This is a genomic window from Rahnella sp. CFA14(1/10), from assembly GCF_004195095.1.
In the GTDB taxonomy this organism is placed as follows: domain Bacteria; phylum Pseudomonadota; class Gammaproteobacteria; order Enterobacterales; family Enterobacteriaceae; genus Rahnella; species Rahnella perminowiae.
The window spans coordinates 213,462-233,590 of the sequence record NZ_SEWS01000003.1; the positions used below are offsets into that span (position 1 = coordinate 213,462).

A 20,129-nucleotide genomic window follows, 5' to 3' on the forward strand; every position below is an offset into this window, starting at 1 on the left:
ATCACATTTAAATCAGCAGGGGGCAGTTGGCGATAAGATTTTGCGATACGTGTAACATTCCTCGCCATCAAAAATACACAATTGGCGAGATACTTCGAAGTGCATTAGTTTTAAACAAAATAATTAACTGACTATTACTTTATGAAACTGACACTTAACCTCTGCGGTAATGTGACATCAGGGGTGAAATTTTCAGTGAAGGTGATGCATAAACGCTGGAAATACGGAGGAAAAGGCCGGTCCCTGGCCCCGGAGCTTGCTACAGCGGATAATTTACCGTGAAGTCTGAGGTCAGGCTTTCAGTAACGACGCTGTGCTCTCATGTAATTCATCGAGCAAGGTATAACGCTTGCGGTACTCAGAACGTTTCTTACTGGCAATCTCTTCCATGGGCTTGCGCGGCAGTTCCAGCGGTACCTGATATAAAGCTGAAGATGCGGGCGTGGCGCTGATGGAATCCCAGAATTCGTTATAACTGGCGACGAACACATTTTTCTTGCGGTGACGGTAGCGCAGACTGCGGAACACATGGCCGGTGTCGCTGACCGCAAGGATACGCTGTACACCGGTTTCGGCGGCGACACGTTGCAGGCTTTCCAGAAGCAGTCGCTTCGGGAACAATCCGTAACAGGATTTGGTCGCCTGTTTAATCACTTCATGCGCCGTAGAACGATGCGCCCCCTGAAATCCGCCGATAATCAATGTCGCCCCTTCCGGGCGTTGCACAATGCTGAACGTCAGGGCCGCAAGCAGGATGTCCTCCATATAAAGGAACATATTGGCTTCGCCTTCGCGCTCAGATTTGCCGATGGAACCGAGTACCACACGGAAAGCTTCGCCGTCTTTGCCCGTGAACCGGGTGATGGTATTGCCACCCGCACTCAGAAAGATCTTGCGCAGGCGGGTGTTTTCCAGGCTTTTGACGAATTCGTAGTGGTCAACCAGTGCGTCAGCACGCCCGGCAGAATGTAAACCGAGATGCAGGTACGGTTTGTGAATTTTACTCGGGAGTTTGGTCTGCACAGAAAAGGCTTCCTGCCAGACTGCTTCCGCCGCCATTTTGTTCAGCACTTTCAGGGTATCGAGCGGATGCAGCAAGGTGCGCACGGCGTACTTGACCCGGAACATCCGGTCGCGCCACAGGTTGTCCGGTACGCACGCCCCGCTCAGAAGATCGATAAACAAACTGAGTCCGCTGGTTTTTTTTAAGGATGGTTCAACGGGAAACGTTTCGCTGTGGGATTCGGTTTCATTGAGAGGAATGTGTTCCATGATCTATTTCCGATGCCTGAAATAATCACGGTATCACCGGGTTTTTAAACACCTTTACAACGCGGTTTTAAAGAGAAGCGAGGTAGTAGCAATAAGTGCAGGTTGTTTAACTGTCGTTTACATTATCCTGACATTATCCCTTCTGCCTCTTCATTCGAAGATCATCCTCCCTGTTTGCAGCACATTTTCCGCTCAGAAAGACTTTGCGGCTGAGTTAAGCGTTGAATAATCATTCATATGAATGATGAGTTTTCGGTTTTGAGACCTCGCGCAGGCATTGTGAACCCGTTTTTGTTTTACTCAGAGATGTGGGTAAATGTTACGAAAATGAATTCGTAATAAACATTCAGCGGTTCGTGTAAGGAAACTTTGATGAAAATTATTACTACTTTTTGCCTCGCCAGCTTTTTTTCTGTCAGCTCGTTTGCCCTGACCGGCAATGATGCAACCACCAAACCAGACCTTTACTACTTAAAAAATGATCAGGCGATTAACAGCCTGGCGCTGCTGCCGCCACCACCTGCGGTGGGCAGTATCGCTTTCCTAAACGATCAGGCCATGTATGAACAGGGACGTCTGCTGCGCTCAACTGAACGTGGCAAACTGGCTGCCGAAGATGCCAACCTGAGTGCCGGTGGCGTCGCGAACGCTTTCTCGGGCGCATTCGGTTCGCCGATCACCGCTAAAGACACACCGGAATTGCACAAACTGCTGACCAATATGATTGAAGATGCAGGTGACCTTGCGACACGTTCTGCTAAAGAAAAGTACATGCGCATCCGCCCGTTTGCCTTCTATGGTGTGCCGACCTGTAATACCACTGAGCAGGATAAGCTGTCTAAAAACGGTTCGTATCCTTCCGGGCACACTTCTATTGGCTGGGCTACGGCGCTGGTACTCACAGAAATTAACCCGCAGCGCCAGGATCAAATCCTGCAACGTGGTTTCGATTTAGGACAAAGCCGTGTGATTTGTGGCTACCACTGGCAAAGTGATGTCGATGCGGCCCGTATCGTGGGCTCCGCTGTGGTCGCTACCTTGCATACGAATTCGGCTTTCCAGCAACAGTTGCAAAAAGCCAAAGAAGAGTTTGCGAAACAGCATCCGTAAATATTGCTGGCCTCCCCGGCCTGGTCTTCGTAAAAGTCGGGGAGTCTGTAATGCCACATTTCTCATTGATACTAAATTTCTGAAAATTGCTTTTTTGCAACGGTCACTAATTGTTAACTCCCCTTCGCAGGCATAACGTCACTCCTCATTTTAAAAAGGAGTTTCATTATGGCTAACCCCGCATATCTCTGGCTATACGATGCAAATGGCGCACTACTTTATGGCGGTTCTGAGGTTTTAAGCCGTGAAGGCGCGATCGAGATCCAAAGCTTCACGCATGGTCTTTCCGTACCCTTCGATGGCAATACCGGTCGGCTGACATCTACCCGTATTCATCAAACCATGGGACTTGTAAAAGAGTTCGATAAATCTACTCCCTACCTATACCGTGCCGTCGCCACCAGCGAAAAGCTGCAAAAGGCGGTGATTAAATGGTATCGCATTAATGCGGCTGGTATGGAGGAAGAGTTTTTGAATATGACAATGGAAGGCGTGCGTATACTTAACATCAATCCTCATATGCACAATTTCAAACACGCTGACGGACAGGCCAGTATGCCCACGGAGTCCATTGGCCTTGGGTATCAGAAAATTACATGGTTGTACCTAGACGGACATATCAGTTTTACCGATCAGTGGAACTCCAGCATTTACGCATAAACGGGGACAGGGATGATTTCATGCAAAGTGGATTTTAATCGTCTTTATGAGGGCGGAAAAATTGCAAAACTTTATTGTGCTGGTGTGGGGATCTTCCCTGTATTTTCAGGCTTATTCCCGCATACAAACAGAATAGGTTGTGGAGGTAATGAAAATGGGCCAATTCCGACGGGTAAATACTGGATTGTTGACCGCCCCAGAGGGGGAGTGAGGTCGAGATTAAAGGAGTACGAAAAGCATATTCGCACAGGTAATGATTACTCATCTTGGTTTGCTCTGTATCGCCAAGATGGTTTGATTGATGATTCAACTTATATCGGCGAGACCTTGCGCAAAAGTTTCCGTTTGCATCCATTGCGTCCGGATGGTACCGGCGTATCAGATGGGTGTTTAACATTCATGTATCATGCGGATTTTGACACGCTCAGAAGCGCGTTGTTGAATTCGCACACTAGAGACATCCCAATCATACATCTTCAGGCATATGGAGAAATCGAAGTTACGGGGGATATGAATGCGCCATGCCTTATTCTGTAAGATAGCGGTGCGGCTGGCGCTTTTTATTTTTATAGATTACTACCTGCTGTCGCCCTTCCCCGGCTGGCTGATTGATTATGAATACATCAAATCGATAGCCATCGCGGATTATTTTGATCAACTGATGAAACCAGATTACGGAGCCCCCCCATGGCCTGGACTGCAGGATGATATTTTTGTCGTGTTGCTCTCCGTCACAGGATTAATCCCAACCTTGTTGATAATGGTTATGATTGAGACAATTGTGAAGGCAGGCATTAAGGTCGTTAAACGTAAAAATATAAAGTAAACCCGGCTGATGCCGGGTTTTTCTGTTCAGGGAATTAAAGACCCCGATGCCTTATTTATTCTCAACAAACTCAAACGCCAGACGCAGTTGTTCGGCGTTGGGGTTTCCCGGCAGCAGATGAATGGATTCTCCGGGCTGGAGGGTGCGTTCAATCAGACGGGAAAGCTGTTTCTCATCATGAATATCCACCTGCAATTGCGCCAGACTGACCGGCAGATCTAATACCTTGTACAGCGCGGTTAACTGCTGCACCACTTCCGGCTGGTTGAGTAGCGCACTTTGTACCAGGATGCCGTAAGCGACTTTAGTGCCGTGCAGAAACGCGTCAGTTTGTGGCAACGCAGTCAGGCCGTTATGTACCGAATGCGCTGCTGCGATGCGCGTATAGCGGTCACCCAGTCCGCCCACCAATCCGCCACCCGCAATGATGGCATCGAGCACATTGAGGAACGGTGGCGTCAGTTGGCTATCGTCTTGTGCCTGTAAAGCCGCTTCGCTTTCATTAAGCAACACGTCGCGGATAGTCAGCGCGGTATTCAGACCAAGCTGTACGGTTAACGGCAGTTTTTCCGGCTGCGGACTGAGCACCACCGCTTCATACCATTTCGCCAGCGTATCGCCTATCCCAGCCAGCAGATATTCTTTCGGCGCCCGCAAAATGATACGCGGCTCGACCAGCACCAGATGGTTGGCATCATTGAAAATTTCGTAACGCAGCGCCTGACCTTCATCGTTATACCACACTGACAACGGCGTCCATGCCGCACAGGTCGCTGCAATCGTCGGGATCGCCACCACCGGCAAGCCGAGCCGGCGCGCCACAACTTTGGCGGTATCCAGTACTGCGCCGCCGCCGATGCCGATCACCACCTGACGGTCATTACCGCCGGTATCCGCAATACGCTGTACTTCGGTTTCGCTGCAATGCGCCTTGAACAACACGTGTTTCGCCTGTGAGGCGGTAAAGGCTTCCGGCAGGAAATCCTGAGCGGCGGTTAAGGCGCGCTCACCGTAAATCCACAGTGCCTTGTCCAGTTGTTCCGGCGAATAAAACTGCGCCAGCCGGTCTATGGCGCTGGGGAAAGAAAAGTAGTTGGCGGGGCCGGGCACCACGCGAATATCAGTATCACTCATGGGAAATCCTTAATTTAGAGGCTGTTAACATCCTACGCCCAGCCATCCGGATGGCTAATACTCTTTGGCATTAACTTATGCCTTTTCGTTCGTTGCCATTCATTCCCGGGTCATTAAAACTCGGGCAATCAATTCATTAACTCACTATAAAAGCCTGAATAAGGGCTGTCATGAATTGTCCTCCCGTTTAAATGATGATTAACCACACAGGGTAATAACCATGAAACTGTTCTCCGCGTCGTTACTGGCGTTAAGTCTGTTCTCCGTTTTTCCTTCTTTTGCGGCAGAAACCGCGCCGGTACCGAAAGCTATCGCCGATCACCAGGGGCCGGTGCGCATTGCCGTGATCCGCAATTTAGGGTCTGACGATAACACTACGCAGTTTTTGTCCGGTGTTATTCAGGAAGGCCGCAAGCTGGGCTTCCAGGTCAGTACTTTCCTCAGTAATGGTGACGATGCGAAATTTCAGGACTTCGTGAATCAGGCCATCAGTCAGAAATACGACGGCATTATTTTGTCACAGGGGCGCGACCCGTATTCCACCGATTTGCTGAAACGCATTACGGCCAGCGGCATCGCGGTATCCGTGTTTGATACCGCCGTGAACGGTAATATTCCCGGTGTGACCGTGACCCAACAGGATGACGCCTCGCTCACCGATCTTTCTGTCGGGCAACTGGTGAAAGATTTCAACGGCAAAGCCAATATCGTCAAACTGTGGGTGGCCGGTTTCCCGCCGATGGAACGTCGTCAGGATGCCTATAAAAAAGTATTAGCCGCCCATCCTGGCATTCATGAGCTGGAATCTGTCGGTGCTGTGTCGTCGGATGTTCAGGGTGATACCGCCAATAAAATCGGCGCGCTGCTGGCGAAATATCCGAAAGGGAAAATCGACGCGATCTGGGGAACCTGGGATGCCTTTAGTCAGGGCGCATATAAAGCCTTACAGGAGAATGGCCGCACTGAAATCAAACTCTACAGTATCGATATTTCCAATCAGGATATCGGCCTGATGCGCGCGGCCAACAGCCCGTGGAAACTGAGCGTGGCGGTGGATCCGAAACTGATCGGCGCGATAAACCTGCGTCTGGTTGCCAACAAGATTGCCGGTGAGAAAACCCCTGAGACGTATGAATTCAAAGCGGCTGCTATCCCGCAGGCATTGCTGACAAGCAACCCTGATGCTGTGAACGTGGCATCGCTGGCGAAAGTGATCCCCGGCTGGGGCAAATCTGATGATTTCATCGCGCCGTGGTTCGCCACTCTTGAAGCGCAGCACAAAAAATAAGGCCGGATGATGACAATGCAATCTCTCCCGACGCCGGAATACAGTCATAATATGCGGCTGATTGGCCACAGCGATCAGGGTGGAAAACCCGATGGCGTCCAGGTAATGGTTCATCGCGGTTACGCCTATATCGGCCATATGGTCTCGCAGGGTTTCTCCATTGTGGATGTGCGGGACCCGAAAAAACCGCGCTCCGCCGGTTTTGTCCCTGCGCCGCCGGGCACCTGGAATGTGCATTTACAGGCACATGACGATTTGCTGCTGGTGATCAATGCCCGCGATTTGTTCGCGGATGTCCGCTTTGCCGATGAAAAGGTTTATTACACACGTTCCGTCAGCGAAACGGTTCAGGGTACGCAACAGCGTGGCTGGAGTGCCGGTGTGCGTATCTTTGATATTTCGGTGCCCGATCAGCCAAAAGAAATCAGCTTTCTCGGTCTGGATGGCATCGGTGTACACCGCATCTGGTATGTCGGCGGGCGCTGGGCGTACGTTTCAGCCCTGATTGATGGCTACAGTGATTACATCTTCCTGACTATCGATCTGGCTGACCCGCGTAATCCGCAGGTCGCCGGACGCTGGTGGTTGCCGGGCATGCATACCGCAGGCGGTGAAACGCCGGACTGGCCGGAAGGTAAACGTTATGCGCTGCACCATGCCATTATCAGCGGAGATACGGCCTACGCCAGCTGGCGTGACGGTGGCCTGACGTTGCTGAATATCAAAGACCGCAGCGCGCCGCAGCTGATTTCGCATCGCAACTGGAGCCCGCCCTTTGGCGGCGGCACGCATACCGCGCTGCCGTTGCCGGACCGGGATTTGCTGGTCGTACTCGACGAAGCGGTGCTGGATAATCAGGAAGATGGCGAAAAGCTGATCTGGCTGTTTGACGTGCGCGAGCCGTCGAATCCGGTGAGTATTTCGACCTTCCCGCAGCCCGGAGAACGGGATTATGTCAGCAAAGGCGCGCATTTCGGACCGCATAATCTGCATGAAAACCGGCCGGGCAGCTTTATCAGTTCAACGCTGATTTTCGCGACCTACCAGAATGCGGGTGTACGTGCGTACGACATCAGCAATCCGTACCAGCCGAAAGAAACCGGTGCGCTGGTGCCTGCTGCGCCCGCCACCATGATGGATAAACGGCCTGGCAGGCCGCAGGTGATTCAGTCCTGCGACGTGTTTGTCGATGCGCAGGGGATTATCTACAGCACCGACTATAACGGCGGATTATCCATTATCGAATACCTCGGTTGATCCCCTGCCCGCGCCGGAACTTACCGGGTTTCAGGCGCGGGCGTTTTTGTTTTTCCCGTCACTGACTTTCCGGGGCTGAGGACCAGCCACACCGCCACGCAAATCAGAATGCCGCCCGCGAAAAAACCTTCCGATAGCTTTTCATTAAGCAGCAGATAACCCCACAGAATACCGAACGGTGGGATCAGAAAAGTCACCGTCATGCTGCGCAGCGGGCCGATATCGGCTATCAGACGGAAATACAAGATGTACGCCCATGCCGTGCAGATAAAACCGACCGCCAGCACACAGAGCCAGACCAGTGGCTGCGCCCAGCTGACCGGCGCTTCGGTTGCTGAGGTATAGAGGAAAAAAGGTAACAGGAACAGCGTCGCGCCGAGCTGACTACCGGTCGCCACCAGTTTGGGATCCAGCCCGCCACGTTCGGTGATCCAGCGGCGTGTCAGGAAACCGGCCACCGCATAACAGCCGGTCGCCACCAGGCAGGCGATGACGCCCGCCAGTAATTGCGGCACCGATTCCGCGCTGCCGGTGGTGGTCAGCAAGGTTATGCCGAACAGGCCAGTCAGCACGCCGAACGCTTTTTTGAGCGTCACGGTTTCATGAAAGAATAAACCGCCAAGCACGACACCCATCAGCGGCGTGGTGGCGTTGAGAATGGCGGAATACCCTGCGGGTAACCAACGTGCTGCCAGACAATACATCAGAAAAGGCAGACCGGAGTTGATCACTCCGAGCAGCAGCGAGCGGCCAAATTTATGCTGATAATTACGCGGCGTTCTCATTACCGCCAGGATCACTACCAGCCCGACAAACCCGAACAGTACCCGCAGAAACGCCGTATTGATGGCGCTGAACGCCGGGGCCGCCACCCGCATAAACAGAAAACTGCCACCCCAGATCGCCGCCAGCAGTAGCAGTCGGCAATAATCCCCACTTTTCATTCACATCCCCTATTGAATATTGTCTGATGTCTTGTTTTATTGATGCAGGTGAACAACTAAAACGTGTTAATCAGTGTAGTGAATGTTCAGCCCGAAAAACCCTCTTTTTCTTGCTTTGTTATTCAGGAAACTTGCCAGTGAATGCCGTTAAAAAACTAACGTCACCACAGGGAATGAAATGATAGTGATATCTGGAGGGGAAAAAGCACACCTGAGGATAATTCCTGATGACGGATTTCTTACAAGCTGATTTTGACGTGCGTCTGGAATGGGGGGCGCAGGCGGTGGAGCATCTGGCGGCTAAGGCCGATTGTATTGTGATTATTGATGTGATGTCGTTTTCTACCTGCGTGAGTGTAGCGAATGAACGCGGTGGTGTGATATTCCCCTATCCATGGAAGGACGCCAGCGCGCAGCAATATGCTGCTGAGCGAAATGCACAGTGTGCGCAGTTTGACCGGCGTTTTCAGGGGCCGGGTTTTACCCTTTCGCCCTGCTCCCTTCAGGAGATGGCTACCGGAACGCGGCTGGTATTACCCTCGCCGAACGGATCGGCGCTGACGTTTAAAGCCAAAATACACAATGCGGCGATTTTCACCGCCTGCCTGCGCAATCTCAACGCGACTGCGCGTGCCTGCGAAAAATATCAGCGCATTCTGGTGATCCCCGCCGGTGAAAAATGGCCGGACAACAGTCTTCGTCCGGCGCTTGAAGATCTGGTCGCTGCAGGGGGATTGATTTCACGTTTACAAAATCGTCGGTGGTCAGCAGAAGCCCGCGCGGCAAAGGCGGTTTATCAAAACCTCACGCTGCAAGAACTTGCTGATTGCGGCTCCGCACGTGAACTCATACGACGAGGTTTTTCTGCCGATGTCACGCTGTGTCTGCAGGAAGATGTCAGTGATTTCGCCTGTCAGTTACAGGGGGAGTTTTTTACTGCGGTCAGCTAAGCGTAAAAATCGCTCTTTTTGATCCTCCGTTGATCTATAACCCGGCTAAAGGTGTGTGATAGGTTTAATACTTATCATCTATCTTTTGCTGTGCCTTGCAGCGAGTGGTTTTTTTCCGGGACAGAACATAATGAGCCACAGTAAACCGGATGTGTCAGAGCATCCGCAGGAAGCGTCCGGCGTTAATTCCGGGATCTCCGTTATTGCTTTATTGGTTGCCGCCGCCTTTTTCATGGAGTTTATCGACGGTACGGTGATTGCCACGGCACTGCCGCAAATGGCGATTTCCTTCGGGGTGTCTGCTGTTGATCTCAACGCCGGGATGAGTGCCTATATGCTCACGCTGGCAGTGCTGATCCCCGCCAGCGGCTGGGCGGCGGAACGTTTTGGCGCCCGCAATGTTTTCACGTTTGCCCTGGCTGTCTTTACGCTGGCCTCGCTGTTTTGTGCCATGGCAAGCAGCGTCAGTGAATTCATCATTCTGCGTATTATTCAGGGGATCGGCGGTGCGCTGATGGTGCCTGTCGGGCGTCTTACGGTGCTGAAAACGACGCCGAAACCGCAGCTTATTAAAGCTATCGCTACCCTGACCTGGCCTGCGCTGGTGGCACCGATCCTCGGGCCGCCGCTTGGCGGATTTATCACCCATTACGCCTCATGGCACTGGATTTTCTATATCAATGTGCCGCTTGGGATTATCGCGATGATGCTGGCGTGGCGTCTGTTCCCGCAGGCGCCTTCCGCTGAGCCGAAGCATTTCGACAAGTCGGGGTTTGTGCTGACCGGGCTGGCGATGCTTTCGCTGGTGACTGGTCTGGAGCTGATCAGTCAGGACCACATTTTATGGACTGTTGCCATACTGTTGCTGGCGGCAGGTGTGGTGCTTTCGGTGCTGGCTATCCGGCATCTTTACCGCGCCCCCGCGCCGATGGTTCACCTCGGGGCGATAGTCATTCCGACGTTTCGTATCTGTATGGGAGGCGGTTCGCTGTTTCGTGTGACCATCAGCGCCGTGCCTTTCCTGCTGCCGCTGATGTTGCAGGTCGGGTTTGGCATGGACCCCTTCCATGCTGGTTTGCTGGTGCTGGCGGTATTTGCCGGTAATCTGGCGATGAAACCGGCCACTACGCCGCTGATCCGTCGTTTTGGCTTCCGGCCGGTGCTGGTGATTAATGGCCTGCTGAGCGTTTTCTCCCTGTTGTTCTGTGCGTTCCTGACGCCGGGTACACCGGACTGGCTGGTGATGTTATTGTTATTTCTCGGCGGCCTGAGCCGTTCGATGCAGTTTACCGGCATCAGCACGCTGGCGTTTTCCGATGTGCCAGCGAAACAAATGGCTGATGCCAACACCCTGTTCAGCACGGTGCTGCAACTGTCTGTCGGGCTTGGGATCACCGCCGGGGCGCTGGGCACACGTCTGGGTGAGCAACTGACCGGTCTGATGCACTGGGACGATATTCCGGGCATGAGTTTTAAAATTTCCTTTGTGGTTATTGCCGTGCTGACGCTGATTGGCTGGCTGGATATGCTGCGGCTTAAACCTGACGCGGGTTCATCCGTTTCAGGCAAAAAATGAACCGTTGCTCTATGATAACGTGTGTTAATTACCCCCTTTGGGAGAAACCGATGTTCACAGGATTAAGTGCTTTTCCTCTTACACCGCTGACTGAAAAAGGTATTGATGAGAAATCCTTTGTCAGGCTGATGGAGCGCCTGGTTGCCGCCGGTGTGGATTCGATCGGTGCGCTCGGCTCGACGGGCAGTTATGCCTATCTGAAGCACAGTGAGCGCGACCGTGTTGCGCGGCTGGCGGTGGAACACGCCGGGGGTATTCCTGTGATGGTCAGTATCGGTTCAGTGCGCACTTCTGATGTGCTGCATCTGGCAGAAGATGCCCAGCGGGCCGGCGTCAGCGCGGTGCTACTGGCGCCGGTGTCGTATCAGAAACTCACCAGCGACGAAGTATTTACCTTGTATGAGACTGTCACCCGCCATCTTTCGGTGCCATTGTGTGTTTATGATAATCCGGGAACGACGAATTTCGATTTCACCGACGAGCTGTATGCGCGCATCGCGCAATTACCGCATGTTGCCAGCATCAAAATTCCCGGACTTTCAGCCGATCCGCTCACCACGCGCCAACGCCTCGAACAACTGCGTCCGCTTGTTCCTTCTCATGTGACGCTTGGTGCCGCAGGCGATCTGGCGGCGGCTACTGTACTGACGCAAGGCGGTGATGTCTGGTATTCCGTGATTGCCGGCTTGTTCCCGGAAATTCCGCTGGCGATCACCCGTGCGGCGCAAAAAGGCGATGCCCGGACGGCACAGGCATTGTCGGCACAGCTGGAACCACTCTGGGCATTATTCCGCCAGCACGGCAGCCTGCGCGTTGTCGCTGCCGCAGCGGAAATTCTGGGTATTGTTGCCGCACCCTGCCTGCCGTTACCGCTGCAGTCTCTGGCCGGTGATGACCGGCAACATCTGGCCACTGTTCTTGAACAGCTGGATTTGCGCGCCTGATCCGGATGGCGGGGGCCCCTCCCGCCGTCATTTCCTTTTCCCGTCCCCACGCCATAAACAGCCACGCTTTTTGTCGCTTATTCCCCCGTTTGATTTCGCTTAAATCGCTTATGGTGTCAGCATCATGAACCTTTTCTGCCCGTGCGCTGATGCAGGGCAAAACCCATAAAGGCTATTCAGGCGTGGCAAAATCATTTTTACGCAGTGGCAGTCTCAATGACATCCTTGCGCTGGGCGAAAACGGACAACCGGTTTACGCATCAGCTCTGCAATTACGCGAAACCTTACGTCTGCGTAAACAACCTGTCATTGCTGACTGTCTGGCGATCCCGCAGCTTAACGAGGCCGGTGACCGCCTCGACTGGTACTCCCCCCGTGAAGGCAAAGTTGTTTCCTGGGCCGCAGCCACCGATGCCGCGCGTGCGTCGGCGTTGCGCCAGCTGGAGAACTGTCTCGACAGCGTGTCACAAATCAGCAAAGCAGCAAAATCTTCCGAAAAATCAGCTACACAGTTTTTTGGCGCGTTACTGGAAAAAGCCTTTCGTTTTCCGGATCAAAACCATGTGTACCTGGTCGGCGGCCAGCCGGTGCTGACATTCTGGGGCTTCGTTAGCCTCGAGAGCACCAGTACCCCTGATGCTTTCGCCGCATTGCGTAATACGCTGAAAGCTGATGAACCTCTGCCGACGCTATCGCTGGCAGCAGAAATAATCAAAGCGCCGGAACCGGTGGTTGAAAAGCCTGAACCCGTTCGTGTGATCAAAACTATTGAAGCCCGTGCGGCTGAGCAGGAAAGTACAACGCCGGAGCCGGTCGCCGCGCCGCGCCGTAAAAAATCGCCACTTATCTGGGCACTGCCGGTCGCTGCGCTGGTTGTTGCCGCTTCTGCCGCAGGCTGGTTATATTCCCGCGCGCCTGCACCAAAAGTTGAAACCGTGAAGGACGAAGTGCCGGAACCGGCGGCTGCGGAACCTGCGGTGATCGCCCCGCCGCCGGTGACTGAGTCAGTGAAAGCGCCTGAAGTGAAAGCGCCGGCACCGTCGTCGCTTCCGGTTGCTCCGGCTGCGGTGGTGGTGCCTTCCCCTGCGCCGGTTGCGGAAGTGGAAAAAACGCCGGTTGCCGCTGAACCCGCAGCGCCTGTGCCGGTCAGCAAAAATGCTCTGGTGATGCCGCCCGACGCGGTAAAAATCGGCTCGACCAAATTCCTCAACGGTAACTGGAATGTGGTGGTCGATATCAAAGATCCGGTTACCGGTAAGCCGCCGGTGCTGCGTTATCAGTTCAAACAGGGTCAGGGTACAGTGAAAATTACTTACGGTGCAGGCGTGACCTGCCGCGCGGCGGTGAATGCCGGGCTGATGCAATCAGGGAATCTGGTGATTAACAGCCGTTACAGAGCGAAATGCAGCGACGGCTCCCGTTATCAGATGCCGGAAATCAGTTGTACTCAGGGCGCGACTGGCGCTGCCGTGTGTCAGGGCCGTTATACCGGCGACACGGTTTACCCAATGACCATCAAGCGCGAAGGTAAATAACAGCATGCTGGCAACCATTACAGATTTTAAGCAAAAGATTACCCTGATCCGGGACAGCGGCATTCAGTTTCTCGACTTCGCGCTGAAGCCGGTATGGGATGACGGCCTGCCTGCTAAATTTGTGCGCAAGAGCGCCAACGGCCCGTTATTGCGCCTGGATTATAATCCGCAAAACGGTCGTCACTTTTTACCGGGGCTGGAGGGCGGTGCGCCGGAAGTGGTGCGTCCTGAGTTCAGTTTTCCACTGGAACAGTCGCTCAAATTGCTCGACCAGATCTGGCTGCCATTGCCGTTTCTGCGCTTCAATCCGCCGCGCACTTTTATGGCTGGCCCGGATAACTGGGCGCGGGTGCAAATCCGTGAGCTTGATACACCGGAAGCTGATGGCAGCACACACCGCGTGGTGATTGCCTTTGATACCCGCGTGGCGGAAGGCGATAGCGAACAAACTCAGCTGGCACCGACGCCGGATGATGTGAAAAACGGCATCAGTTTTGCGCTGGCGTGGCATAACGAAGAACTGCCTGATTTCCTCGATCAGACCTGGGTGGACGGCTGGTTACGGGAAGTATTCACCGAGCAGTCGGCTGTGCGTGAAGAGCGGGAAGCGCGCAATATTAAAGTCGCCCTGCGTGAATTCGAATATCAGGCGCATTACCTGAATCTGCTGGAAATGCTCGGCACTCAGCTCAGCATTCCTGAGCTCAAGATCAACGGCGCGACCTTGCAGGAACCGGCGATCAACGTCGATCTGATTCTGGATGTCGGTAATTCGCATACCTGCGGCATTCTGGTGGAAGACCATGTGGGTGAAACCGATGGCCTGAAGCAGACCAGCGAACTGCAACTGCGCGACCTCTCAGAACCGCATTTTCTCTATAACGAGCTGTTCGAAAGCCGGGTCGAATTTGCCCATGCGCGCTTTGGTAAACCGAACTTCTCCGTCGAAAGCGGCCGCGATGATGCTTTTATCTGGCCGTCAATTTTACGCGCCGGACGGGAAGCCAGTCGTCTGGCACTGCTGCGCGAAGGCACGGAAGGATCGACCGGGATTTCCAGTCCGCGCCGCTATTTATGGGATGAAGACAGCTATACGCCGGGCTGGCGTTTCAGTCAGGGTGGCCACGGTGCGGTGACCGAGCCGGTCGCGGCGGCCATGCCACTGACATTCCTGATCAATGACGACGGTCAGCCGCTGTCTGATTTGCCAGCAGAAGATCGCCTGCCGGTATTTTCCGCGCATTACAGCCGAAGCTCGGTGATGACGCTGATGTTGTCTGAACTGCTGGCGCAGGCGCTGATGCAAATCAATAGCCCGGCTCAGCGCACCCGTATGTTGCGTTCTTCCGCGCCGCGTCAGTTGCGCAATATTATTCTGACATTGCCCTCGGCGATGCCGAAACCGGAGCGTGAAATTTTCCGCCGCCGTATGCAGGAAGCCATCGGGTTGGTGTGGAAATCTATGGGCTGGCACCCGTCTGACGACGCGTTTAAAAGCCAGACTGACAAAGCCAAAAGCAGCATGCCGGTGCCGGACGTCCAGATGGAATGGGACGAAGCGACCTGCGGGCAAATGGTGTATCTCTACAACGAAACACAGGTGAATTTCGGTGGTCATACCGGCGAGTTTTTTGCCAGCATGGCGCGCCCTGACCGCGAACTGGCCGACGATGAGCCCGAGGGCAAAACGCTGCGTATTGCTTCGATTGATATCGGCGGCGGGACGACCGATCTGGCCATCACGCAATACTGGCTCGACGACGGGATGGGCAATAACGTCAAAATTACCCCGCGTCTGCTGTTTCGCGAAGGTTTTAAAGTGGCAGGTGACGATATTCTGCTGGATATCATTCAGCTCTATATATTACCTGCCTTACATGCGGCGCTGAAAAAAGCCGGTCTGGCCAATCCTGATGGTCTGATGACGCGCCTGTTTGGCAGCGAGGGTCGCATGGATGGCCATGCCACCTTGCGTCAGCAAAGTACGCTGCAAATCTTTATTCCGCTGGCGCGGTCAGTGCTGGAAGTTTATGAACGCTTTGATCCGCTGGATACACATGCAGAAATTGATGCGCCCTTCGGTGAACTGCTGGAGCAGGCACCGACGCTGAAAATGCTGGATTATCTGCATACCGAAATCCAGCGTGTTCTGCCTGCCGGTTCGGCGGTGTTCGACATTTTACAGGTGCCGCTGGTACTGAAACTGAGCAGACTGCACAGCGAGTTTTTATCCAACCGCATGAGCATTACGCAGAATCTGCGGTCGCTGTGCGAAGTGGTGTCGTTGCATGATTGCGACGTGTTGTTGCTGACCGGCCGCCCTTCACGCTTCCCTGGCATTCAGGCGCTGTTCCGCCATCTGCAACCGTTGCCGATCAACCGCATGCTGTCGCTTGATGGTTATCACACCAGTGGCTGGTATCCGTTTAACAAGCTCGGGCGTATCGACAACCCGAAATCCACCGCAGCCGTTGGCGCCATGCTGTGCCTGCTGGCGCTGGATTTGCGTCTGCCTGGCTTCTATTTCAAAGCCGGTGATTTCCAGCCGTATTCGACTGTACGCTATCTCGGTATGCTCGACGGCAACCAGGTGCTGTCCGAAGATAACGTTTGTTACAGCGATATTGATCTGGATGCCCACGATTACAAGCTCGACAGCGCGGCCAGTTTCCGTATTCGCGGTGCCATTTGTCTGGGGTTCCGTCAGTTGGAAAATGACCGCTGGCCCGCCTCGCCGCTGTATACCCTGTCAGTCGCCGAGCCTGAACTGGCGCGGAAAGTAGCCGGAGACAGTGTGCTGCGGGTAAAACTGGCGGTAAAAAAAGGGGAAGACCACCCGACGCCGGAATTTTTTGATATTGCCAGCGCGGTGCTGGATAACGGCACCAAAGTGCCTGCCCATCACCTGCGCCTGCGGCTAAATACACTGGGCGAGAGCCATTATTGGATCGACAGTGGGAGCGTATTCGTCTCATGACAACAAGCACGACAGAAACATATGCCGGTCTGACCACCAACGTGTTGCAACGTCAGTTTGCGGCGGTCTCTGACACCATCGGCGAGGCACTGGATTGGGTCGATGCCACCCGCGCCCAGGCCCCGCGTCTGGATCTGGAAGCCGACCGGCTGAATTTGCAGCTGATACGCTGCCGCGAGAAAGCCCAACGTCTGGCGCTGGCCTGTGAGTTACCGCCGGCGCTGGGTTTTTACGGGCACTCTCAGGCCGGGAAATCGTATCTGATTTGTTCGCTGGCCGCCGGTAACTACGGGCGGCTGGAAACCCGTCTCGGAGGCGTCACGCTCGATTATCTGACGCAGATTAATCCCGGGAACCGCGTGGCACGTTTCGCCACCCGGTTTACCCGCCAGGCCGACGTCCGGGATCGCGCATTTCCGGTACGTGTGCTGCTGATTAATGAAGCCGATCTTGCCCGCATCGTGATCCGTGCTTTCCGCCCTGACAGCCATTATCACGTGGCGGACACGCAACAAATCACTGAACATCTCAGTAAACTGATGATGCATCGCCAGCCGGAGCCGGTAGACGGTTTTACCTGCGAACAGATGATGGGATTATGGGATTCTATGATTCGCCTTGATCCGCGCCGCTTCCGCCATCTGAATGCGCATTACTGGCCGGTGGCAGTCAAGCTCGCGCCTTATCTGAACATTGACGATCGTGCCCGTCTGTTCTCCCTGTTGTGGGGTAATCAACCGGCGCTGACGGCGGCCTACCGCCATTACGCCCACACGCTGCAACATCTGAGCGGTGCGGAAAGCCTGCTGGCGCCGCTGAGTATTCTGGTTGATGAGGCCATGCAACCGGCGGAAGGCATATTCAGCCAGTCGCCGGGTTGGGATATTCAGATCCCGGTTTGCCCGCAGTTCGGTGATGACAGCGCGCCTTCTGTGACGTTGTCACTGGGTGAACTGACCATGCTCGCCTCTGAAGTGCAAATTCCCCTGCTTTCACCTCCGCGCGAAGTGCTGTTCGAACAGATCGATTTACTGGATCTGCCCGGTCATGGCGCTCTGACGGATGAAAGCGGTGATGATGAAAATTCCGCCCTGTTCCGCGCAAAAATTTCTTACCTGCCGGAGCGCTATACCGATCGTCACGAAATGAACATGCTGATGGTCTGCACGGCTGCTGACGTACGTGATGATGTGGCAGCCGTGGGCCGCACACTGGAACATTGGGTTAAGGAAATGCACGGTGAAAACACGCAGGTGCGTGGCCGACGTAAACCGGGGCTGGTGTGGGTATTAACCCCCTTCGATCGCCGCGTGAGCGGATCAGCGCATTTCGACGAGGCCGTTCAGCGCCATGTGGGCAATCCGGGTGATGCCTGGGGCGCACTGCTGGCCATGGATGATCGTGGTCTGCAACGTATGGCCGACTATCTTGTGGCAGAAATTCGCCCGGAAATCCGGCTGAACCGCCTGAACGAAATGCGTGATGAGCTGCGCCGTGAACTGGCGGATAATCTGCTTGGACGCTGGTATCAGGCGGGTGATGCGGCTGATCCGGCGCAAAAACAACGTACAGTTCAGACCGTCATTAAGGCGCTGCAAACCCGCACGGGCGTTCACGGTGAGTTGCTGGAAAAACTGCTGCCCGGCCGCGATGAACTGCACCGTATTTATCATGAGCATGCCGGTCTGCCAACTGAAACGGGTGAGCAGGATGAGTCTGGCGCGGAAAGTTTTGGTATCGGTATTGATATCGATTTATTTGCCGAGCCGCAGGATGTGCAGATCTGGCAGGAAAAACCGGACGACGGCACGGCGTTTGCGCGCCTTGTACAGCGTTACTGGATTAACCATCTGCGTAGCTTGCCGGAAAACGAACCGCTGATCGCCCTGCTTGGCGTGGCTAAACCGACCGTCGAGTTGCTGATGGAGGAGCTGATTACCGCCAGTTTCCGTCTGAACATGGGCGAGGCGCTGGTGCGTTCACTCGGCGGTGCGTTATCAGCGGGGGCACGGGAACATGAACATCATGCAGATCGTCAGGTTTCACGTGCCCTGACGGTATTGGGTGATTTTGTGGCCTGGCTGGGCTTTGAGAAACAAGCGGAAGCCGAACGCCCGGAAAGCCGTATCAATAAAGGCAATAAGATTTTTGCCAAGCCAAAGAAAAGTGTTGCCAGCTGGAAGTCATCCCGGCGTCTGACAAAACTTTCGGCCACGCCGACCAATACCACAGCATTTTACATCTACGACTGGCTGGTGGGTCTGCAGGAAAGCATCATGCGAAACGCCGGTTATGCCGCGGGCGGGGAGATCCCGGCGCAGCAGCGTAAAGGTCTGGAGCGATTGCTCAGAACCCTGGCAGCCAACTGCTGAGAGAAATAACCGGAACGGCAAAAATGCTGTTCCGGTTTTTTTTACGGGTATCGCATGGACTAAAACAGAGGCATAACCGCAGCGTGAGTCACACAAATTGGTCATAATCCGTCTATACATAGTGGGGTAAAGAAATATCATTCACCGCTTTGTGTCCCGCACAGAGCAGAAACGGAGTCCATTATGACTGATATCACTGCGTTGTTAGGCAAAGAAGCCGATTCACTTCTTCAGCATCAATGTTCCACCATCACTTCAGACCAGCTGTACCTGCCGGGTGCCGATTTTGTTGACCGTGTGATGATCGACAATAACCGTTCTCCGCGCGTACTGGCTGCGATGCAAAATTTGTATAACACCGGGCGGTTAGCCGGTACCGGTTATCTGTCGATTCTCCCGGTTGATCAGGGTGTAGAACACTCCGCCGGTGCCTCGTTTGCTGCGAATCCGCTGTATTTCGATCCTAAAAATATTGTTGAGTTGGCGATCGAAGCAGGATGTAACTGTGTGGCGTCGACTTACGGTGTACTGGCCTCCGTTTCGCGCCGCTACGCGCATAAAATCCCGTTCCTGGTCAAACTCAATCACAATGAAACCCTGAGTTATCCAACGCAATATGACCAGACGCTGTATGCCAGTGTGGAACAGGCGTTTAATCTTGGTGCGCAGGCTGTGGGGGCGACCATTTATTTTGGCTCAGAAGCATCTCGTCGCCAGATAGAAGAAATTTCAGCAGCCTTTGAGCGCGCGCATGAACTGGGTATGGTGACAGTTTTATGGGCGTATCTGCGCAATCCCGCATTTGTGAAGGACGGCATGGATTATCACTCCAGCGCCGACTTAACCGGCCAGGCGAACCATCTCGCTGCGACCATTGGCGCAGATATCGTGAAACAGAAAATGGCGGAAAATAACGGCGGTTACAAAGCGGTTAAATTCGGCTATACCGATGAACGGGTTTACTCCAAACTGACGACGGCTCACCCGATTGATCTGGTGCGTTATCAACTGGCGAACTGCTATATGGGACGCGCCGGATTGATTAACTCCGGTGGTGCGGCAGGCGAAAATGATATTCAGGAATCTGTGCGCACGGCGGTTATCAATAAACGTGCTGGCGGGATGGGATTGATTCTGGGACGAAAAGCCTTTAAGAAATCGATGAAAGACGGTGTGAGTTTGATTAACGCCGTTCAGGATGTGTACTTAGACAAGAAAGTCACTATCGCCTGAGGCTTACAATAAAAAATGGCCGGAAGATTGGGCTTCCGGTCATTTTTATGG

Annotated in this window: 16 protein-coding genes; 13 read left to right on the forward strand and 3 right to left on the reverse strand. The window is 53.9% G+C overall.

The annotated features are described in order from the left end of the window. Positions 1-291 precede the first annotated feature (291 nt). Entirely contained in the window at positions 292-1,272 is a 981-nt protein-coding gene (locus tag EVX52_RS07630; protein ID WP_129953569.1) for a VirK/YbjX family protein, read from the reverse strand. A 372-nt stretch (positions 1,273-1,644) separates the two neighbouring features. On the opposite strand from EVX52_RS07630, the gene phoC reads away from it, so the two are divergent. From phoC to EVX52_RS07650, 4 genes are all read left to right on the forward strand, one after another. Beyond that, on the forward strand, positions 1,645-2,382 hold the full coding sequence (gene phoC / locus EVX52_RS07635; protein ID WP_129953568.1) for an acid phosphatase PhoC: 738 nt from the start codon (positions 1,645-1,647) through the stop codon (positions 2,380-2,382). A gap of 168 nt (positions 2,383-2,550) precedes the next feature. Beyond that, positions 2,551-3,042, forward strand: coding sequence for a type VI secretion system tube protein TssD (locus tag EVX52_RS07640; protein ID WP_129991007.1), 492 nt, complete (start codon positions 2,551-2,553; stop codon positions 3,040-3,042). Between the two features lie 12 nt (positions 3,043-3,054). Continuing rightward, complete coding sequence (locus EVX52_RS07645; protein ID WP_129991008.1) at positions 3,055-3,579, forward strand: DUF2778 domain-containing protein; 525 nt, start codon at positions 3,055-3,057, stop codon at positions 3,577-3,579. After that, positions 3,557-3,868, forward strand: coding sequence for a hypothetical protein (locus tag EVX52_RS07650; RefSeq protein WP_129953566.1), 312 nt, complete (start codon positions 3,557-3,559; stop codon positions 3,866-3,868). Before EVX52_RS07645 ends, EVX52_RS07650 begins: the two co-directional genes overlap by 23 nt. A gap of 51 nt (positions 3,869-3,919) precedes the next feature. Here EVX52_RS07650 and EVX52_RS07655 read toward each other — a convergent pair whose 3' ends face one another. Further along, entirely contained in the window at positions 3,920-5,002 is a 1,083-nt protein-coding gene (locus EVX52_RS07655; protein ID WP_129991009.1) for an oxidoreductase, read from the reverse strand. Between the two features lie 220 nt (positions 5,003-5,222). Here EVX52_RS07655 and EVX52_RS07660 point away from each other — a divergent pair, with 220 nt between their 5' ends. Further along, positions 5,223-6,290, forward strand: coding sequence for a sugar ABC transporter substrate-binding protein (locus EVX52_RS07660; protein ID WP_129991010.1), 1,068 nt, complete (start codon positions 5,223-5,225; stop codon positions 6,288-6,290). 9 nt (positions 6,291-6,299) lie between these two features. After that, positions 6,300-7,547: an LVIVD repeat-containing protein gene (locus EVX52_RS07665; RefSeq protein ID WP_129991122.1), complete on the forward strand. Its 1,248-nt coding sequence runs from the start codon at positions 6,300-6,302 to the stop codon at positions 7,545-7,547. Positions 7,548-7,567: 20 nt separating this feature from the next. Here EVX52_RS07665 and EVX52_RS07670 read toward each other — a convergent pair whose 3' ends face one another. Continuing rightward, positions 7,568-8,491, reverse strand: a complete 924-nt coding sequence (locus EVX52_RS07670) for a DMT family transporter (RefSeq protein ID WP_129991011.1) — start codon at positions 8,489-8,491, stop codon at positions 7,568-7,570. A 227-nt stretch (positions 8,492-8,718) separates the two neighbouring features. Here EVX52_RS07670 and EVX52_RS07675 point away from each other — a divergent pair, with 227 nt between their 5' ends. From EVX52_RS07675 to fbaB, 7 genes are all read left to right on the forward strand, one after another. Beyond that, positions 8,719-9,441 (forward strand): 2-phosphosulfolactate phosphatase, encoded by a 723-nt coding sequence (locus EVX52_RS07675; RefSeq protein ID WP_129991012.1) that lies wholly within the window; start codon positions 8,719-8,721, stop codon positions 9,439-9,441. A 130-nt stretch (positions 9,442-9,571) separates the two neighbouring features. Beyond that, positions 9,572-11,017 (forward strand): MFS transporter, encoded by a 1,446-nt coding sequence (locus tag EVX52_RS07680; RefSeq protein WP_205951591.1) that lies wholly within the window; start codon positions 9,572-9,574, stop codon positions 11,015-11,017. A gap of 50 nt (positions 11,018-11,067) precedes the next feature. Continuing rightward, positions 11,068-11,961 (forward strand): dihydrodipicolinate synthase family protein, encoded by an 894-nt coding sequence (locus EVX52_RS07685; RefSeq protein WP_129953561.1) that lies wholly within the window; start codon positions 11,068-11,070, stop codon positions 11,959-11,961. A 182-nt stretch (positions 11,962-12,143) separates the two neighbouring features. Continuing rightward, positions 12,144-13,496, forward strand: a complete 1,353-nt coding sequence (locus EVX52_RS07690) for an SrfA family protein (protein ID WP_129991013.1) — start codon at positions 12,144-12,146, stop codon at positions 13,494-13,496. Between the two features lie 4 nt (positions 13,497-13,500). Next, entirely contained in the window at positions 13,501-16,473 is a 2,973-nt protein-coding gene (locus EVX52_RS07695) for a virulence factor SrfB (RefSeq protein WP_129991014.1), read from the forward strand. After that, positions 16,470-18,845 carry a virulence factor SrfC family protein gene (locus EVX52_RS07700; RefSeq protein ID WP_129953558.1) on the forward strand — a complete coding sequence of 792 codons (2,376 nt, stop codon included), beginning with the start codon at positions 16,470-16,472 and terminating at the stop codon, positions 18,843-18,845. Before EVX52_RS07695 ends, EVX52_RS07700 begins: the two co-directional genes overlap by 4 nt. A gap of 183 nt (positions 18,846-19,028) precedes the next feature. Beyond that, on the forward strand, positions 19,029-20,078 hold the full coding sequence (gene fbaB / locus EVX52_RS07705) for a class I fructose-bisphosphate aldolase (protein WP_129991015.1): 1,050 nt from the start codon (positions 19,029-19,031) through the stop codon (positions 20,076-20,078). The last annotated feature ends 51 nt before the right edge of the window (positions 20,079-20,129 follow it).